Below are 14,461 nucleotides of genomic sequence, written 5' to 3'. Positions count from 1 at the left end.
TTGGCGACCGTTCAGTGTCGCCGATCCTCAAGGGACCTGCTTAGCCGAGAGCGCTTTGCGCGGCGCAAATCCTATCGACCAGAGCATCGAGTTCACCCTTAGGCGGACGGCTTTTGGCCATGCGCTGCTTGAGGTGCATGATCGGTTCCGCCAGGATTTCATCCAGGCTCTCGGCGCAGGTGAAGTCGCCCGCCACGCTCTTGACCTTCGAATTGTCGAAGATCGCAGTCCAGGCCTTGTCGCCGACTAGGGGACCCACCCAATCCGGATTGTACTTGATCAGGGTGTCCGTCGGTACGTGGACGATCTTGGCCTCCACGCCTAGCATCCTGGCGATCGTCTTTTGAATATCATCCCAGATATGCGCACGATCGGAAGTGATATGGAAAATCTCGCTAAGCGCCGCCTGCTTGCTGAAAAGCCCGACGAAAGGTACTGCGAAGTCGACTGAGCGGGTCAGTGTCCAGGGTGTGCGGCCGTCGCCCGCTACGATGGTGGGCTCGCCGTCCAGCATGCGTCTCGCCATGACGTCGCTGTCGCCCATCATGATGGGCAGGCCCGTGCGAACGGTGTGGCTAGGGCGGACGATTGTCCAGGCTAAATTCTCGGACTTTCTGAGCAACTCTTCGCAGGCAATCTTGGCCTGGCTGTAGGGCCAGTAGGGGTTGATCGCCGGCGTCTGTTCGGTAATGACATAATGGCGCGCCGGCTTTTCATAGACCGAGGCTGAGGAGATGAAGATGTATTGGCCGCAGTGGCCCGCAAACACCTCGATGTCGCGCGCGACCTGGTCGGGCGTGAAAGCGATGAACTGGCAGACAACGTCATAATTGGCCTTGGCGAGATCCGCATAGGCGGCCGAACCAAGCTCGCCGACGATCGAGGTCACCCCCGCATGCAACGGATCGCCTCTCAAGCCGCGGTTGTAGACGCTGACATGATGGCCCCGTGCAACAGCGCGCTCGACGCATGGGTATGAGATTTGACCGGTGCCGCCAATGAAAAGGATTTTCAAAGCCATATGAGGGACCTCAGTGTCTGAAGGGCGAGATCTGTAGTTCACTCTTCATAACGCGAAACAACCTGAGCGTCTCCCGCGAAATCTCGCGCACCCATCATTACATCGTGAGCATGGATGTGTCCGCTTTGAATGCCGTCCTTGCGTGAGCATTAAGCCGACCGGATGTTCGTGGTTCGATGCTCTTAAGCGCCACGCTGGGGGCTGGACGGATTGGCGCGAGCAAGCAACAAAGCTCGCTCTCTGTCATTGCCGGTCAATTCGGCGGCACGAAGGAACTCGGCGCGCGCTTCCGCGGTTCGTCCCAACTTCTCTAAGAGATCGCCGCGCACCGTGGGGAGCAGATGCGACCCGTTCAAGCGCGGTTCGTCTCTCAGCGCGTCGACAATGGCGAGGCCCTGGGCAGGCCCGAACGCCATGCCGACCGCCACTGCCCGGTTGATCTCGACGATCGGCGAAGGCGCCGTCAATGCCAGCGCCTGATAACACGCGGCGATAGCGATCCAGTCGGTATCGGCCGCCGTCACCGCGCGGGCATGGCCGGCCGCGATCATCGCCTGCAACAAATAGGGGCCGGGCGTCGGAGTCAGCGTCATCGCGCGGTTCAAGCCGTCGAGGCCGCGCCGGATCAGCGACCAGTTCCAGCGACTGCGGTCCTGGTCGAGCAGCAGGATCGGATTGCCTGTTTTGTCGGTACGGGCGGCAAAGCGCGAGGCATGCAACTCCATCAGCGCCATCAATCCCTGCACCTCGGATTCCTCCGGCATCAGCGCTGTCAGCGAGCGACCCAGGCGCAGGGCCTCGCCGCAGAGATCGGCGCGCAGCCAGTGCGGCCCCTCCGTTGCCACATAACCCTCATTAAAGACCAGATAGACCACTTCCAGCACGGCGCCGAGGCGTTCCCGCCGCTCTTCACCACGCGGGGTTTCGAACGAAATGGCGGCATCCCGCAAGGTCCGTTTAGCGCGCACGATGCGTTGGGCAATGGTGACTTCAGGCATTAGGAAGGCGCGGGCGATCTCGGATGTGGATAGACCGCCGAGCAGGCGCAAAGCGAGGGCGGCGCGTTGCTCGGCTGGCAGCACTGGATGGCAGGCGGTGAAAATCAGCCGCAACAGGTCGTCGTCGATGTCCTCGTCGAGAGCAGCCTCAATATCGGGTGTCGCACGTTCCAGTTCGTTCAGGTCGATCTTCAGTTCGCGGTGCTTACCGTCGATCAGCGTCGTGCGGCGCAGTCGGTCGAGTGCCCGATTCTTGGCGACTTGGGTCAGCCAGGCCGCCGGGTTGCGCGGAATACCATCCCGCGGCCAGCGTTCCAGGGCCAGCACAAAGGCATCTTGTGTGATCTCTTCGGCCAAGCCGACGTCGCGCAACAATCGAGTTAGCCTGGCGGCGAGCTTCGGCTGCTCGATCCGCCAGACCGCTTCGATGGCACCGGTATCGGTCACCCCTTCAGCTCACTGAAGCCTTCCGCCGCCTTCTGGACGTCCTCGGGGAATTCGCTCATCTCGTGGACGCGGCGAATCTCGATCACGTCATTTTCCGAAGCCGGGCAGCGGCGTGCCCACTCGATAGCCTCGTCGCGCGAGCGGACGTCGATCATCCAATAGCCGCCCAACACTTCCTTGACTTCGGCGAAAGGACCATCGACGACCGTCGGCTTTCCGCCCTTGAAGCTGACCCTGGCACCAGAAGCCGGCGGGTGCAGGCCTTCCAGCGCCAGCAGCACACCGGCCTTCTTCAGCTCCTCATTGTATTTCATCATTGCAGCCACCGCCTCGGCGCTCGGCATGGCATCGGGCGCTGCCGACGCATATCCGCCGGGGATCATGAGCATCATAAAACGCATTGGTCTTTCTCCTTGATTGGGGTTGATGCGATCCACACGACGAATGAGGACTCTCGGAATCGACAGGACTGCGGAAAAAAATTCATGACGGGAGCACGAAGGTCAGCGGCGAGCCGCCTCAAGCTCTCCTAGTGGCATTTGCCACATGATACCGCTTATTTCTACTTAGCAAGTTCCGCAAGCTGCGTCATGACGGCTGCGAGGCCCTGCAACCGCTTTCCGGCGTCGGCATATCGCGAGTCAGGAAAACGTCCTGTTCAAGGCCAATTTCGAGAAAGGCCGGAATGTCGGCGATCACGCGGTGCTGCTGGATATCGCCGAAAAAGCCGGGCTTGACCGCTCCGTCATCGCCACCCTGCTCTCCTCCAATGCCGACCGCGATCTCATCGTCGGCGAAATCGACGCCGCCCAGAAGATCGGCGTCACCGGCGTCCCCTTCTTCATCTTCGACCAGCAATGTGCCGTCAGCGGCGCGCAAACGCCGGACGTGCTGGCGGGGTCGCTGCGCGACATCGCCAAAATGAAGGGCCGAGGCGCGGGCCGGGATGAATTGATAACCGCCTGCGGATTTCCAGCTCTTGCGTAGCGAATGGCAGGCTGCTTCTTGAAAGAGTTGGAGACCGTTTCACCACAAGCGGACATCGCCGGCGTAAAACTAGACCAGCCTCGGTCGAGCGGCTCGCCACACCAGCGGCACCAACACCAAGGCTACCGCAGGCAACACAATCCAGTTGATCGTTTCCCACCCGGAACTGTGTAGGAGCGATCCAGCCGAAAACGACGCGCACGCTACTGTCCCGAAGACCAGGAAGTCATTCGCGCCCTGAACCTTGCTTCGCTCGGCAGGCGTGTGGCAGTCGGCGACCATCGACGTTGCACCGATGAAGCCGAAGTTCCAGCCGACGCCGAGCAGGACGAGCGAAACCCAGAAGTGCGCAACGTCGTATCCTGAAAGGGCGACGGCGGCCGAACTGCCAATAAGAAGGAGGCCGACGGCGGCGACGCGCTCTTTGCCGAAGCGCACCATCAGACGGCCGGTCACGAAGCTCGGCCCGTACATCGCGAGGATGTGCCACTGGATGCCCAGAGCCGCCTGGTCGATCGAGTGACCATGTCCTACCATCGCGATCGGTGAGGCTGTCATGACGAAGGTCATCAGGCCGTAGGAAACGACGCCGGTTGCGATGGCCAGTAGATATCGGCGCGACGTCAGTATCTGCAGCAGCGGCCGTTCCGCTACGTGTTGTCCCTCCATCTTCTGGACCGAGGACGAGCGAAGAAACCACAGGACCGGAAAGGCAAGCGCGCCAAGAGCGGCCTGGCTCAGGAAGCTGCCAGCGAAGGAAATTCCGGGAACCGCATCACGTGTCCAGATGACGAGCTGCGGGCCGATGATCGCGGCGACCAGGCCGCCAACCATGACACGGGCGATCGCCTTTTGTGCCTGAGGTCCCGACGTGTTATCCGCAGCCGCGAAACGGTAGCTCTGGACATAGGACGAATAGAAGCCCGCCGTGCAGGTGCCCAGGCAGAAGACCATAAAGCTCGAAAAGACAATGCCCATCGCGGCGACCAGACCTGCGGCCATTCCGATCATCGTCCCAAGGAGATAGCCGCTCCGGCGACCGAACCTGCGCATGACGAAGACAGCTGGCAGCGTCCCCAGTGCCAGCCCGAGATTGAGCAGGCTGACGGGCAGTGTTATCAGCTCCGGGTCGCGAGAGAGCTGCTGGCCGACGAGGCCGCCGAGGGAGATGACGATCGGGGCATTCGCGCCTCCGAACGACTGCGCAACAGTGAGTATCCACGCGTTGCGCCTGGCAATGCCCGGCTCGGCCGGGACCTCATATGCGATGCTCATAAGATGTCCGTATTGGCAAGTATCTGTTCGGCGGCAATCTTGGCAGCGACCACCGCGCCCGCCAGGTATCCGGGCTCAATTGGGCTGGTCTCGCTGCCGGCCAGAAGAAGACAGCCTTCCCATGGACCCGAAACCCACTGCGGATTTCCAGCTTCCGGATGCGAGCCGTCGGATAGGTCCGTGGCGGTCGCCGTCAGCGGGTCTGCCGCCCAGTCCTTGAGGATCGTGGCACGTGGCCTCAGCGCCTGCTTGCCAAACAACTTCCCCAGCTGTGCAAGGCATGCCTTCTTCAACGCTTCCTCGCCAAGAGCTTTCCGCTGGCCTGCCCCAACACCGAGAAACCCGAACAGGGCGGCCTTGCCGGACGCCGTCGTAGCATCGTGGATCTCGACCATCGGCCCTACCATGCTTTGCGCGGTGCCCGACAAGCCGTTCGTCTTCCAGAAGGCCTCGTCGTAGACTGCGAAGAATTTCGCGTGCGGAGCCATCCAAGTCGGCGTAGCTCGCCATCGGGCGGCCATCGCTGAATCCTGCGGGGGCGAGAACGACACCGTCGCCTCGAGCAGTCTCGGAGGAAGGGCGGCGACAACGCGCCTTGCAAGCAGCGTCTCGGTGTTTCCGTCGGTCCTCTTTAGCGTCAGCTCGACGCCGGCATCGGCGAGGGAGACCGCGGTCACCGTGGTCTGAAGACGGATGGAGCCAGCCGGCAGCCTTTCCGCTAGCGCCCGCACGGTGGCCGAAGTTCCCCTGAAAAGGCGCATCGACTGATGGTTCTCCATCGCCGGAGAATACCGCTGCGGCTGCTCGCGCGACATCTTTTCGAAGATCACGTCGCCCACGCTATTCTGATGGAAGGATTCGAGGCCAAGCTCGGCTACAAGAGCCTCCATGGCAGGCTGCATCTGCGGCCAGTACCAGGACGGACCCAAATCGAATCCATCGTCCGCTGGAAGACCGGCGTCATCGGCCGTCAGGATGCGGCCCCCGATGCGGTCGCGTGCCTCAATGATGAGAACATCGACGTTAGCCGAATGCAGCGCGTGCGCCGTGTACAGTCCCGCCAGCCCCGCTCCGATAACGACAACCTGTCTTGTGCTCATCTGCCTTGCCCCTCCGTCGTGGGTGCATCGAATTGACTTACATCTTCATGCAAAAGGGGCGCGGACTTGTACCAGATGCGCGCGCCAGACGGTCCTGCCTCGGCCCGAAAGGGCTGCTCAGCCGGAAGCCGCAACCAGCTCCAGCGGTCGAGGAAGTCGCCGCTTTCTGTGAAAGCACCTTCGACGACCAGAAGCTCCAGACCGTTCGGATTGGCGACTTCGACGTCGGCATTCGGCTGCCATTCCTCCAGCATCACCAACTCGTTCGAGCCGTCGAAGAGTATCTCCGCCGAGGCGACGCCGGGACGGGCAGCACCCTTCGTACCCTCGCCAGGTCGCCGGACGATACGTTCGCGGTCGTTCGCCTTGAATTGCCATAGCTTCACGAGAATGGTGCACCCTCCATCGCTCTTCGGCGCGTGTCCCGTTCCGGGAGGATTGCGCACGTAGGTGCCAGCCGGGAAGTCACCGCTCCCGTCTTGGAAGACGCCGTCCAGAACAAAAAATTCTTCGCCGCCTGGGTGTTCGTGATGAGAAAAGCTGCTTTCGGGAGCGTAGCGGACTATCGATGTCGCGAGAGCCTTTTCTTCACCGATCCGGAAAAGCATGCGCCGCTCCACGCCCTTCGCTGGACTTGGAACCCAGTCAAGCTTGGCGGCATGGACGATGACGCGCTTGGAGAAATCTTCGTTCAATAGCATGGTCACAGCTCCGATCTGCCGCCGTCGATCACCACCTCGGCGCCGAGCATGTAGCTCGATGCATCGCTGGCGAGGAAGAGGACCGCGGCAGCTATCTCCTCCGGCCGTCCCATGCGGCCCAGCGGCACCTGCGCGCCCACCCGGTCCGCATAAACACGAAACTCTTCCTCGGTCTGGTTGTTTCCCCGATGAATAGGCGTCTCGATGGAACCGGGGCTGACGGCGTTGACCCTGATCTTCCGATCGAGCAGTTCCGCCGACATCGTACGAGCGAACGAGCGGACCGCAGCCTTCGACGCCGACAGGATCGCCCGACCGGGCGTCCCCACCTGGTTCAGCCAGGACGTGTTCAGGATGATCGAGCCTCCCTCGCGCATCAGCGGCAGCACCGTCTGCACCGTGAAGAAGACCCCCTTTACATTCGCGTCCATGATCTTGTTGTAGGTCGCCTCGTCCGCGGTCGCCAAAGGCGTGCCGAGCGCGACGCCGGCGTTGGCGAACAGGATATCCAGCGATCCGAACGACGTCTCGATCTCCGCCTTCATCCGGCCAAGATCGTCGAGAGATGCGACGTCGGTCTCCATGGCAAGCACGTCGCCACCGAGCTCCCCTACGGCTCGGTCGAGCTTCTCCCGCGACCGCCCGGCGATCGCGACGCGGGCTCCGTGGTTACGCAGCGTCCGGGCGGCGGCCAGGCCGATCCCGCTCGAACCACCCGTCACCAAAGCAAACTTTCCTTCCAGAACCATCTCTCACTTTCCTCGTGCCGTCGATCTTCCGAAACTAGCGCGCGGATTTGCAATCGCGAGGAAAACGCGCGATATCGCAAAGAAAGAAAATCTTTGTCGTGAGCGTCATGAGAAACTTGACCAGATTGAAGTCCTTGCAGGCTTTGGAAGCATCGGCGAGACACGGAAGCTTCGTGGGTGCTTCGACGGAACTCGACGTCACGCCCCCGGCGGTAGGGCAGCTCGTCCGGTCGCTCGAAGATTGGGTCGGTTACCCGCTGTTAAAAAGAAGCCGCTCTGGAGCCGAGCGGCTGACGCCAGTCGACGAGACCCAAGATGCGCTAGAGGACATCGCACAAGGGCTCGACCTTCTGGAATCGGGTTTGAGGAAACTGCGCGGCCGGAAGGCGAGATCGGTCGTGCTCGTCACGGCCTCGCAGGCGCTGGTAGCAAACTGGCTCCTGTCCCGACTGGAAGATTTTTCCGCGACCTGCCCGAACATCGACGTCCGGCTCGACGTTTCCGATCGCGTGATCGATCTCGCCCAGGGCGAAGCAGACGTCGGCATCCGGTGCGGTTTGGGTTCATGGAAGGGTGTGCGATCGACATTCCTCATGGGTGAAGAGATTATCGCCGTCTGCCATAACAAGCTCATACCCACCGAGCTAGACGTAACGGCAGGTTGGATCGCGGAGCAGACGCTTATCCACGACGGGACCGCCCATCCGGGCGGCGACTTCCCAACCTGGGCCGAGTGGCTTGCCCGCGCCGGCGCGAACGAGCCGCCTGCGGACGGCGGACTGAAGATTAACTCGACGGCGGCGGTTATTCAGGCTGCGGTGACCGCGAGGGGCGTCGCACTCGTCCGCAAGGCGCTCGTCGCACAGGAACTGGAAGGCGGTCGCCTCGTCCATCTGATGCCCGAGGTGCGGTGGCCCGTGAAATGGGCCTACTATGTGGTGGCGTCGCCGAAGGCCCTACGCCGCTACGAAGTAACCGCGTTTCATGATTGGCTAGCAGCGTTGAATTGTCGCTGATAAGCGCAATGGACCGAAAGCGGTTGCCAATACCACCGGCCTGCTGACCGAGGAATGCCTCCCTACTTCGCCAATTCCGCCAATTGCGTCATCAGCACAGCCGCGCCCTGCAGCCGCTTTTCCGGTGTCGGCAGGTCGCGGGTCAGGAACACGCTCTGGTCGGGGCGGATTTTTGCCATGGTGCCCTGCTTGGCGATATAGCCAACAAGATTGGCTGGGTTCGGGAACTCCTTGTTGCGGAATTGCACGACGACGCCCTTCGGGCCGGCGTCAAGTTTCTCGACGTTGGCTGTGCGGCAGAGCGACTTGATGTAGACGATCTTCAGGAGATGCTGCACCTCGATCGGCATCGGTCCAAACCGATCGATCATTTCGGCGCCGAAACTGTCGATCTCCTTGATTTCCGTGATCTCGCCGAGGCGGCGATAGAGCGCCATGCGCAGATGCAGATCCGGCACGTAATCATCGGGGATCATGACCGGTGTGCCGACGGAAATCTGCGGCGACCAGCCGGTATCCTGGATCTCGTCGACGCCCTTCACCTCTGCGACCGCCTCTTCGAGCATCTGCTGGTAGAGCTCGAAACCCACTTCCTTGATATGCCCGGACTGTTCCTCGCCGAGCAGATTGCCGGCACCGCGGATATCCAGATCGTGGCTTGCGAGCTGGAAACCGGCGCCGAGTGTGTCGAGCGACTGCAGCACCTTGAGGCGGCGCTCCGCGGTCGTCGTCAGCACCTTGTTGACCGGCAGGGTGAACAGGGCGAAGGCGCGCACCTTCGAACGGCCGACGCGGCCGCGCAACTGGTAGAGCTGCGCCAGGCCGAACATATCGGCACGGTGGACGATCAGCGTATTGGCCGTCGGCACGTCGAGACCGGATTCGACGATGGTGGTGGACAGCAGCACGTCGTAGCGGCCTTCGTAGAAGGCGTTCATGATGTCTTCGAGCTCACCCGCCGGCATCTGGCCGTGGGCGACGGCGACCTTCAGCTCCGGCACATCGGACTGCAGGAAAGCATGAATGTCGGCGAGATCGGCAAGGCGCGGGCAGACATAGAAGCTCTGGCCGCCGCGATAATGCTCGCGCATCAGCGTCTCGCGGATGACGAGCGAATCGAAGGGCGAGATGAAGGTGCGCACAGCCATGCGATCGACCGGTGGCGTGGTGATCAGCGACAGTTCGCGCACGCCGGTCATGGCGAGCTGCAGCGTGCGCGGGATCGGCGTCGCCGATAGCGTCAGCACATGCACATCGCTTTTCAGCTCCTTCAGCCGCTCCTTGTGCTTCACGCCGAAATGCTGCTCCTCGTCGATCACGAGCAGGCCGAGATTGGCGAACTGGATGCCGGCGCCGAGCAGCGCATGCGTGCCGACGACGATATCGGTCTTGCCGTCAGCCACTTCCTTCTTGGTCAACGCCAGATCCTTGGAGCCGACAAGGCGCGATGCCTGCTGAATCCGGATCGGCAGGCCACGGAAGCGCTCGGAGAAGGTCTTGAAATGCTGACGGGAAAGCAGCGTCGTCGGCACCACGACGGCGACCTGCACGCCGTTCATGGCGGCCACGAAGGCGGCACGCAGCGCCACCTCCGTCTTGCCGAAGCCAACGTCGCCGCAGACGAGACGATCCATGGGCCGGCCGGCGCCGAGATCGTCGCGCACCGCGTCGATGGCATTCATCTGGTCTTCGGTCTCATCGTAAGGGAAGCGAGCGGCGAACTCGTCGTAAATCCCTTCCGGCGAGGTCAGTACCGGCGCGTGCCGGGTCAGGCGTTCGGCTGCAACGCGGATCAGCGCACCGGCCATATCCAGCAGGCGCTTCTTGAGCTTGGCCTTGCGCATCTGCCAGGCGCCGCCGCCGAGCTTGTCGAGCTGCGCCTCGGTGCCCTCGCCGCCGTAACGCGACAGGAGATCGATGTTTTCGACCGGCAGGAACAGTTTGGCGTCGTCCGCATATTGCAGCTCGAGACAGGCGTGCGGCGCGCCAGCCGCCTCGATGGTCCGGAGGCCGACGAAGCGGCCGATACCGTGTTCGGCATGAACGACGATCGAACCTTCGTCGAGACCGGCCACTTCGGAGATGAAATCGGCGGCGCGCTTGCGGCGCTTGGAGCGGCGCACCATGCGGTCGCCGAGAATGTCCTGCTCGCCGATAACGATGAGATCACCAGCCTCGAAGCCGGCTTCCAGGCTCAGCACGGCCGCCGCCGCCTCGCCCTTTTCCAGCGATCGAATATCCTTGAAGGCCTCGATCGTCTTGACGCGGGCAAGCCCGTGTTCGGCCAGCACCTGCAGCAGGCGATCAAGCGAGCCTTCGGTCCAGGCCGATATCAGGACCTTGCCGCCGGATGCGCGGCGATCAGCGATGTGTTTGACCACAGCGTCAAAGACGTTGACGCGCTCGTTATCAGCGCTATCGGTCGATGATCGGGCCCAGCGCGGCCCTTGGCGGGCATCGACGCTGACCACGCGTCGAGCCTCACCCTCGTGCTCGTTGAAGGGCGAGATACGCATAGCGTTGAAGGCATCGAGCGCCTTGGCGAAGGTGCTGCCATCGAGATAGAGCTGGCCGGGCGTTACCGGCTTGTAGGGCGTGCCCTGCGCCATCTGCCCCTTGGTCGCCTGCCCGGAATTCAGGCGAGCGTCGTAATAGTCGAAAACGAGCTTGGAGCGCTCCTCGGCGGCTTCCCGCACCGTGTGATCGGTGACCAGCCGGAAGCCGCGGAGATAATCGAAAACCGTCTCCAGCTTCTCGTAGAATAGCGGCAGCCAGTGTTCCATACCGGCATAGCGACGGCCTTCCGAGACCGCCACATAGAGCGCGTCGTCGCGCGTGGCGGCGCCGAAAGCGGAAAGATAGTTCTTGCGAAAACGGCTGATCGTATCCGGCGTCAGCGTCACCTCGCTCATCGGGTTGAGGTCGAGGGAGCGGATCTGGCCGGTGGTGCGCTGGCTGGCGGGATCGAAACTGCGGATGCTTTCCAGCGTGTCGCCGAAGAAATCCAGGCGCACGGGTTCTTCCGTACCCGGCACGAAGACATCGAGAATGCCGCCGCGCACGGCATATTCGCCGACTTCGCGCACGGTCGCGACGCGATCGAAGCCATTGCGCTCCAGGCGGCTGGCGATGTCGTCCATGCGCACCTGATTGCCCGGCCGGGCCGAGAACGTCAGGCTCTCGATCACATCCTGCGGCGCCACCTTCTGCAACATGGCATTGACCGTCACCAGGACGATTGCGGCATGCGGCTTGTGATGATGGGCGATCAGACCGGAGAGCGCCGCGAGACGGCGGGCCGAAGTGTCGGAACTCGGCGAAACGCGGTCATAGGGCAGGCAGTCCCAGGCGGGCAGCGTCAATACCGGAATGTCGGGCGCGATGAAGCCGAGCATCTGTTCGACATCAGCCATGTGCTGGCCGTCGGACATGACATAGGCAACCGGCTGGCCGGTCTTAGCCAGCTCGGCCAGCAGGAAAGGCTCCAGGCCGGAGGGAACATGGCCGACCGTCAGCGGCTCGCTTGCCGCGATCAGCTTCTTCGCGTCGAAACCGGGGATCATTTGGTTAGTCCGAACCTTTCGGCGATCTCTTCGAAATCGGGCTTATAGGATGCCAGGCGCTCAAAGAGCGGAGTCTGCAGATGCTGCGGCGTCGGCTGGCTACCAAGGATCCACCTCAGAAGATCATTGTCTTCTTCAGCCATGATGCGCTCGAGCTCGTCGAGTTCGACCTCGGCGAGCCCCGGCAACTCTTTGTCGGCGAACTGGCCGAAAACAAGATCCATCTCGCGGATACCGCGGTGCCAGCAGCGAAACAGGATGCGCCGGCGGCGAGGATCGAGATCGGCACTGCTGAGTGTCAGCCCAGTCATCAAAAACACCTTCATGTTGATGGGTCTCTATAAAACCAGCCTTGAAAGGTGGGAACCGGTTTTTCGGAAAAAAGCACCTGAGATGCAATTTTCCGGGGAGTATGCGCCTCGTAGAAGCCCGCGTGACCCTCAGGCCTTGCCAAGCCACCCTCCCCGTCGCATTTTGCCGGCCATGCGACCCGCCATCCTCGATCCGCTGTTTACCTCCGTCTCTTCGCTGCCCGGCGTCGGGCCGAAGATTGCCGAGCTGCTGGTGAAGCTGCTCGATCGGGAGAGCATCGACGATTGCCGCGTCATCGATCTGCTCTTTCATGCGCCGCATTCCATCGTCGACCGGCGCGAACAGCCGGGCATTGCGCGGGCACCGCAGGGTGCGATCGTCACCATCACGGGCCGCGTCGATCGCCATCAGCCGCCGCCGAACGCGCGCAGCAACGTGCCCTACCGCGTTTTCCTGCACGACGAAACCGGCGAACTCGGCCTGGTGTTCTTCCGGGGCAAGGCGCAATGGCTGGAAAAGCAATTGCCGATCGATGAGGTGGTGACCGTCAGCGGCAAGGTCGACTGGTTCAACGGCCGCCCGTCGATGGTCCACCCGGACTATATCGTGCGCGAGAGCGAGGCGGAGAACCTGCCGCTCGTCGAGCCGGTCTATCCCCTGACCGCCGGTCTCTCGCCGAAATTCCTGCGCAAAACGATCGAAGCGGCGACGACGCGCATGCCGGAGCTACCGGAATGGGACGATGCGGCGCTGACGCAGAAGCAGGGCTTCCCTTCGATCTCTGACAGCTTTCACATGCTGCATGCGCCGCGCGATGCCGCCGATATCGATCCGCAGGCGCCGGCCCGCCGCAGGCTTGCCTATGACGAATTCCTGGCCGGGCAATTGTCGCTGTCGCTCGTGCGTCAACGCTTGCGTAAGGTTGCCGGGCAGCCGGTACATCCCACTGGAGCAATCAGCCGGAAGATATTGGAATCCCTTCCTTTCTCCATGACGAACAGTCAGAGGGATGCCGTGGCCGATATCCTCAAGGACATGGCCGGCACGGAGCGAATGCTGCGGCTGCTGCAGGGCGATGTCGGCGCCGGCAAGACGCTGGTGGCGCTGATGGCGATTGCCGCCGTCATCGAAAGCGGCGGCCAAGCGGTGCTGATGGCGCCGACTGAAATCCTGGCGCGGCAACATCATGCGACGATCTCGAAATTCGCCGCCAGCGCCAATCTTTCCGTCGAAGTGCTGACCGGCCGCACCAAGGGCCGCGAGCGCGACACCATCCTCGAACGCATCGCCTCGGGCGAAGCGCAGATCGTGATCGGCACGCATGCGCTGTTTCAGGACAGCGTGACCTACGCCAATCTCATGCTCGCCGTCGTCGACGAGCAGCACCGCTTCGGCGTCCACCAGCGGCTGCGACTGACCGCAAAGGGCATCTCACCGCACATGCTGGTCATGACGGCTACGCCAATCCCGCGCACGCTAGTGCTTGCCGCCTTCGGTGACATGGATGTCTCCAAGCTCACCGAAAAGCCCGCCGGCCGCAAGCCGATCCAGACGATCACCATTCCGACCGAGCGAACCGGTGATATCGTTTCACGACTGAAGAGCGCTTTATGCGAAGGCAAAAAAGCCTATTGGATATGCCCACTTGTGGAAGAAACCGAAGAATCCGATTTAATGTCGGTGGAGGAGCGGCATGCGACCTTAACCAAGGCGCTCGGGCCCGGCATCGGCCTTATCCATGGCCGCATGAGCGGACCGGAGAAGGACGCTGTGATGATGGCCTTCAAGAACGGCGATATCCGTCTGCTGGTCGCTACGACTGTCGTCGAAGTCGGGGTCGATGTGCCGGACGCTACAATCATGGTGATCGAGCATGCCGAACGTTTCGGTCTGGCGCAGTTGCATCAGTTGCGTGGGCGTGTCGGACGTGGCGACGAGGCATCCACCTGCATCCTGCTCTATAAGGGTCCGTTGGGTGAAACCGGTCATGCGCGCCTGTCGATCATGCGTGACACCGAGGACGGTTTCCGCATTGCCGAGGAAGATCTGAAGCTGCGCGGCGAAGGCGAGTTGCTCGGCACGCGCCAGTCCGGAACGCCGGGCTTCCGCATCGCCAGCCTCGAAGCCCATGCCGATCTCCTGGAAATCGCCCGCAAGGATGCCGCCTATCTGATTGAACGCGATCCGGAGTTGACGGGGGAACGCGGCATGGCGGTGCGTACTCTGCTCTATCTTTTCCGCCGCGATGAGGCGATCCGGTTCCTGAGAGCGGGATAGGTGGATGGACGCGGC

At 62.3% G+C, this 14,461-nt stretch carries 11 protein-coding genes and 1 pseudogene; 3 read left to right on the top strand and 9 right to left on the bottom strand.

Annotated features, from left to right (window positions below; genetic code table 11):
* Nucleotides 1-40: 40 nt before the first annotated feature.
* The 3 genes from CCGE525_RS10200 to CCGE525_RS10190 form a co-directional block, all read right to left on the bottom strand.
* On the bottom strand, nucleotides 41-1,021 hold the full coding sequence (locus tag CCGE525_RS10200) for an SDR family oxidoreductase (protein ID WP_120704155.1): 981 nt from the start codon (nucleotides 1,019-1,021) through the stop codon (nucleotides 41-43).
* 182 nt (nucleotides 1,022-1,203) lie between these two features.
* On the bottom strand, nucleotides 1,204-2,466 hold the full coding sequence (locus tag CCGE525_RS10195; RefSeq protein WP_120704154.1) for an RNA polymerase sigma factor: 1,263 nt from the start codon (nucleotides 2,464-2,466) through the stop codon (nucleotides 1,204-1,206).
* On the bottom strand, nucleotides 2,463-2,867 hold the full coding sequence (locus tag CCGE525_RS10190; protein WP_120704153.1) for a YciI family protein: 405 nt from the start codon (nucleotides 2,865-2,867) through the stop codon (nucleotides 2,463-2,465). Before CCGE525_RS10190 ends, CCGE525_RS10195 begins: the two co-directional genes overlap by 4 nt.
* A 253-nt stretch (nucleotides 2,868-3,120) precedes the next feature.
* Between CCGE525_RS10190 and CCGE525_RS10185 the strand changes: the two are divergent.
* Nucleotides 3,121-3,421 (top strand): annotated as a pseudogene (locus CCGE525_RS10185) (DsbA family protein); the annotation flags it as partial.
* 101 nt (nucleotides 3,422-3,522) lie between these two features.
* On the opposite strand, the gene CCGE525_RS10180 reads toward CCGE525_RS10185, so the two are convergent.
* Genes CCGE525_RS10180 through CCGE525_RS10165 form a run of 4 tightly spaced genes read right to left on the bottom strand, consistent with a single transcriptional unit; the run spans nucleotide 3,523 to nucleotide 7,278 of the window.
* Entirely contained in the window at nucleotides 3,523-4,728 is a 1,206-nt protein-coding gene (locus CCGE525_RS10180; protein ID WP_120704152.1) for an MFS transporter, read from the bottom strand.
* Nucleotides 4,725-5,828, bottom strand: coding sequence for a flavin monoamine oxidase family protein (locus CCGE525_RS10175; RefSeq protein ID WP_120704151.1), 1,104 nt, complete (start codon nucleotides 5,826-5,828; stop codon nucleotides 4,725-4,727). The genes CCGE525_RS10180 and CCGE525_RS10175 overlap by 4 nt, the downstream gene beginning before the upstream one ends.
* Nucleotides 5,825-6,529 (bottom strand): cupin domain-containing protein, encoded by a 705-nt coding sequence (locus CCGE525_RS10170; protein WP_120704150.1) that lies wholly within the window; start codon nucleotides 6,527-6,529, stop codon nucleotides 5,825-5,827. Before CCGE525_RS10170 ends, CCGE525_RS10175 begins: the two co-directional genes overlap by 4 nt.
* A 2-nt stretch (nucleotides 6,530-6,531) precedes the next feature.
* Nucleotides 6,532-7,278 (bottom strand): SDR family oxidoreductase, encoded by a 747-nt coding sequence (locus CCGE525_RS10165; RefSeq protein ID WP_120704149.1) that lies wholly within the window; start codon nucleotides 7,276-7,278, stop codon nucleotides 6,532-6,534.
* A 107-nt stretch (nucleotides 7,279-7,385) separates the two neighbouring features.
* On the opposite strand from CCGE525_RS10165, the gene CCGE525_RS10160 reads away from it, so the two are divergent.
* Entirely contained in the window at nucleotides 7,386-8,294 is a 909-nt protein-coding gene (locus CCGE525_RS10160; RefSeq protein ID WP_120706355.1) for a LysR substrate-binding domain-containing protein, read from the top strand.
* 62 nt (nucleotides 8,295-8,356) lie between these two features.
* Here CCGE525_RS10160 and mfd read toward each other — a convergent pair whose 3' ends face one another.
* Both mfd and CCGE525_RS10150 read right to left on the bottom strand, forming a co-directional pair.
* Complete coding sequence (gene mfd, locus CCGE525_RS10155; RefSeq protein ID WP_120704148.1) at nucleotides 8,357-11,857, bottom strand: transcription-repair coupling factor; 3,501 nt, start codon at nucleotides 11,855-11,857, stop codon at nucleotides 8,357-8,359.
* Nucleotides 11,854-12,168 carry an FAD assembly factor SdhE gene (locus CCGE525_RS10150; RefSeq protein WP_120706354.1) on the bottom strand — a complete coding sequence of 105 codons (315 nt, stop codon included), beginning with the start codon at nucleotides 12,166-12,168 and terminating at the stop codon, nucleotides 11,854-11,856. The genes mfd and CCGE525_RS10150 overlap by 4 nt, the downstream gene beginning before the upstream one ends.
* 172 nt (nucleotides 12,169-12,340) lie before the next feature.
* Between CCGE525_RS10150 and recG the strand changes: the two genes are divergently transcribed.
* Nucleotides 12,341-14,446 carry an ATP-dependent DNA helicase RecG gene (gene recG, locus CCGE525_RS10145; protein WP_120704147.1) on the top strand — a complete coding sequence of 702 codons (2,106 nt, stop codon included), beginning with the start codon at nucleotides 12,341-12,343 and terminating at the stop codon, nucleotides 14,444-14,446.
* Nucleotides 14,447-14,461 lie beyond the last annotated feature (15 nt).

The sequence above is a fragment of the Rhizobium jaguaris genome, from assembly GCF_003627755.1.
Lineage (GTDB): Bacteria > Pseudomonadota > Alphaproteobacteria > Rhizobiales > Rhizobiaceae > Rhizobium > Rhizobium jaguaris.
This window is presented reverse-complemented; position numbering and strand designations above follow the sequence as displayed.

Coding starts and splice junctions, on each gene's coding strand:
- CCGE525_RS10180 (WP_120704152.1), bottom strand. CDS start 4,728: ATGAGCATCGCATATGAGGTCCCGGCCGAGCCGGGCATTGCCAGGCGC.
- CCGE525_RS10175 (WP_120704151.1), bottom strand. CDS start 5,828: ATGAGCACAAGACAGGTTGTCGTTATCGGAGCGGGGCTGGCGGGACTG.
- mfd (WP_120704148.1), bottom strand. CDS start 11,857: ATGATCCCCGGTTTCGACGCGAAGAAGCTGATCGCGGCAAGCGAGCCG.
- CCGE525_RS10190 (WP_120704153.1), bottom strand. CDS start 2,867: ATGCGTTTTATGATGCTCATGATCCCCGGCGGATATGCGTCGGCAGCG.
- recG (WP_120704147.1), top strand. CDS start 12,341: ATGCGACCCGCCATCCTCGATCCGCTGTTTACCTCCGTCTCTTCGCTG.
- CCGE525_RS10170 (WP_120704150.1), bottom strand. CDS start 6,529: ATGCTATTGAACGAAGATTTCTCCAAGCGCGTCATCGTCCATGCCGCC.
- CCGE525_RS10165 (WP_120704149.1), bottom strand. CDS start 7,278: ATGGTTCTGGAAGGAAAGTTTGCTTTGGTGACGGGTGGTTCGAGCGGG.
- CCGE525_RS10200 (WP_120704155.1), bottom strand. CDS start 1,021: ATGGCTTTGAAAATCCTTTTCATTGGCGGCACCGGTCAAATCTCATAC.
- CCGE525_RS10150 (WP_120706354.1), bottom strand. CDS start 12,168: ATGACTGGGCTGACACTCAGCAGTGCCGATCTCGATCCTCGCCGCCGG.
- CCGE525_RS10160 (WP_120706355.1), top strand. CDS start 7,386: ATGAGAAACTTGACCAGATTGAAGTCCTTGCAGGCTTTGGAAGCATCG.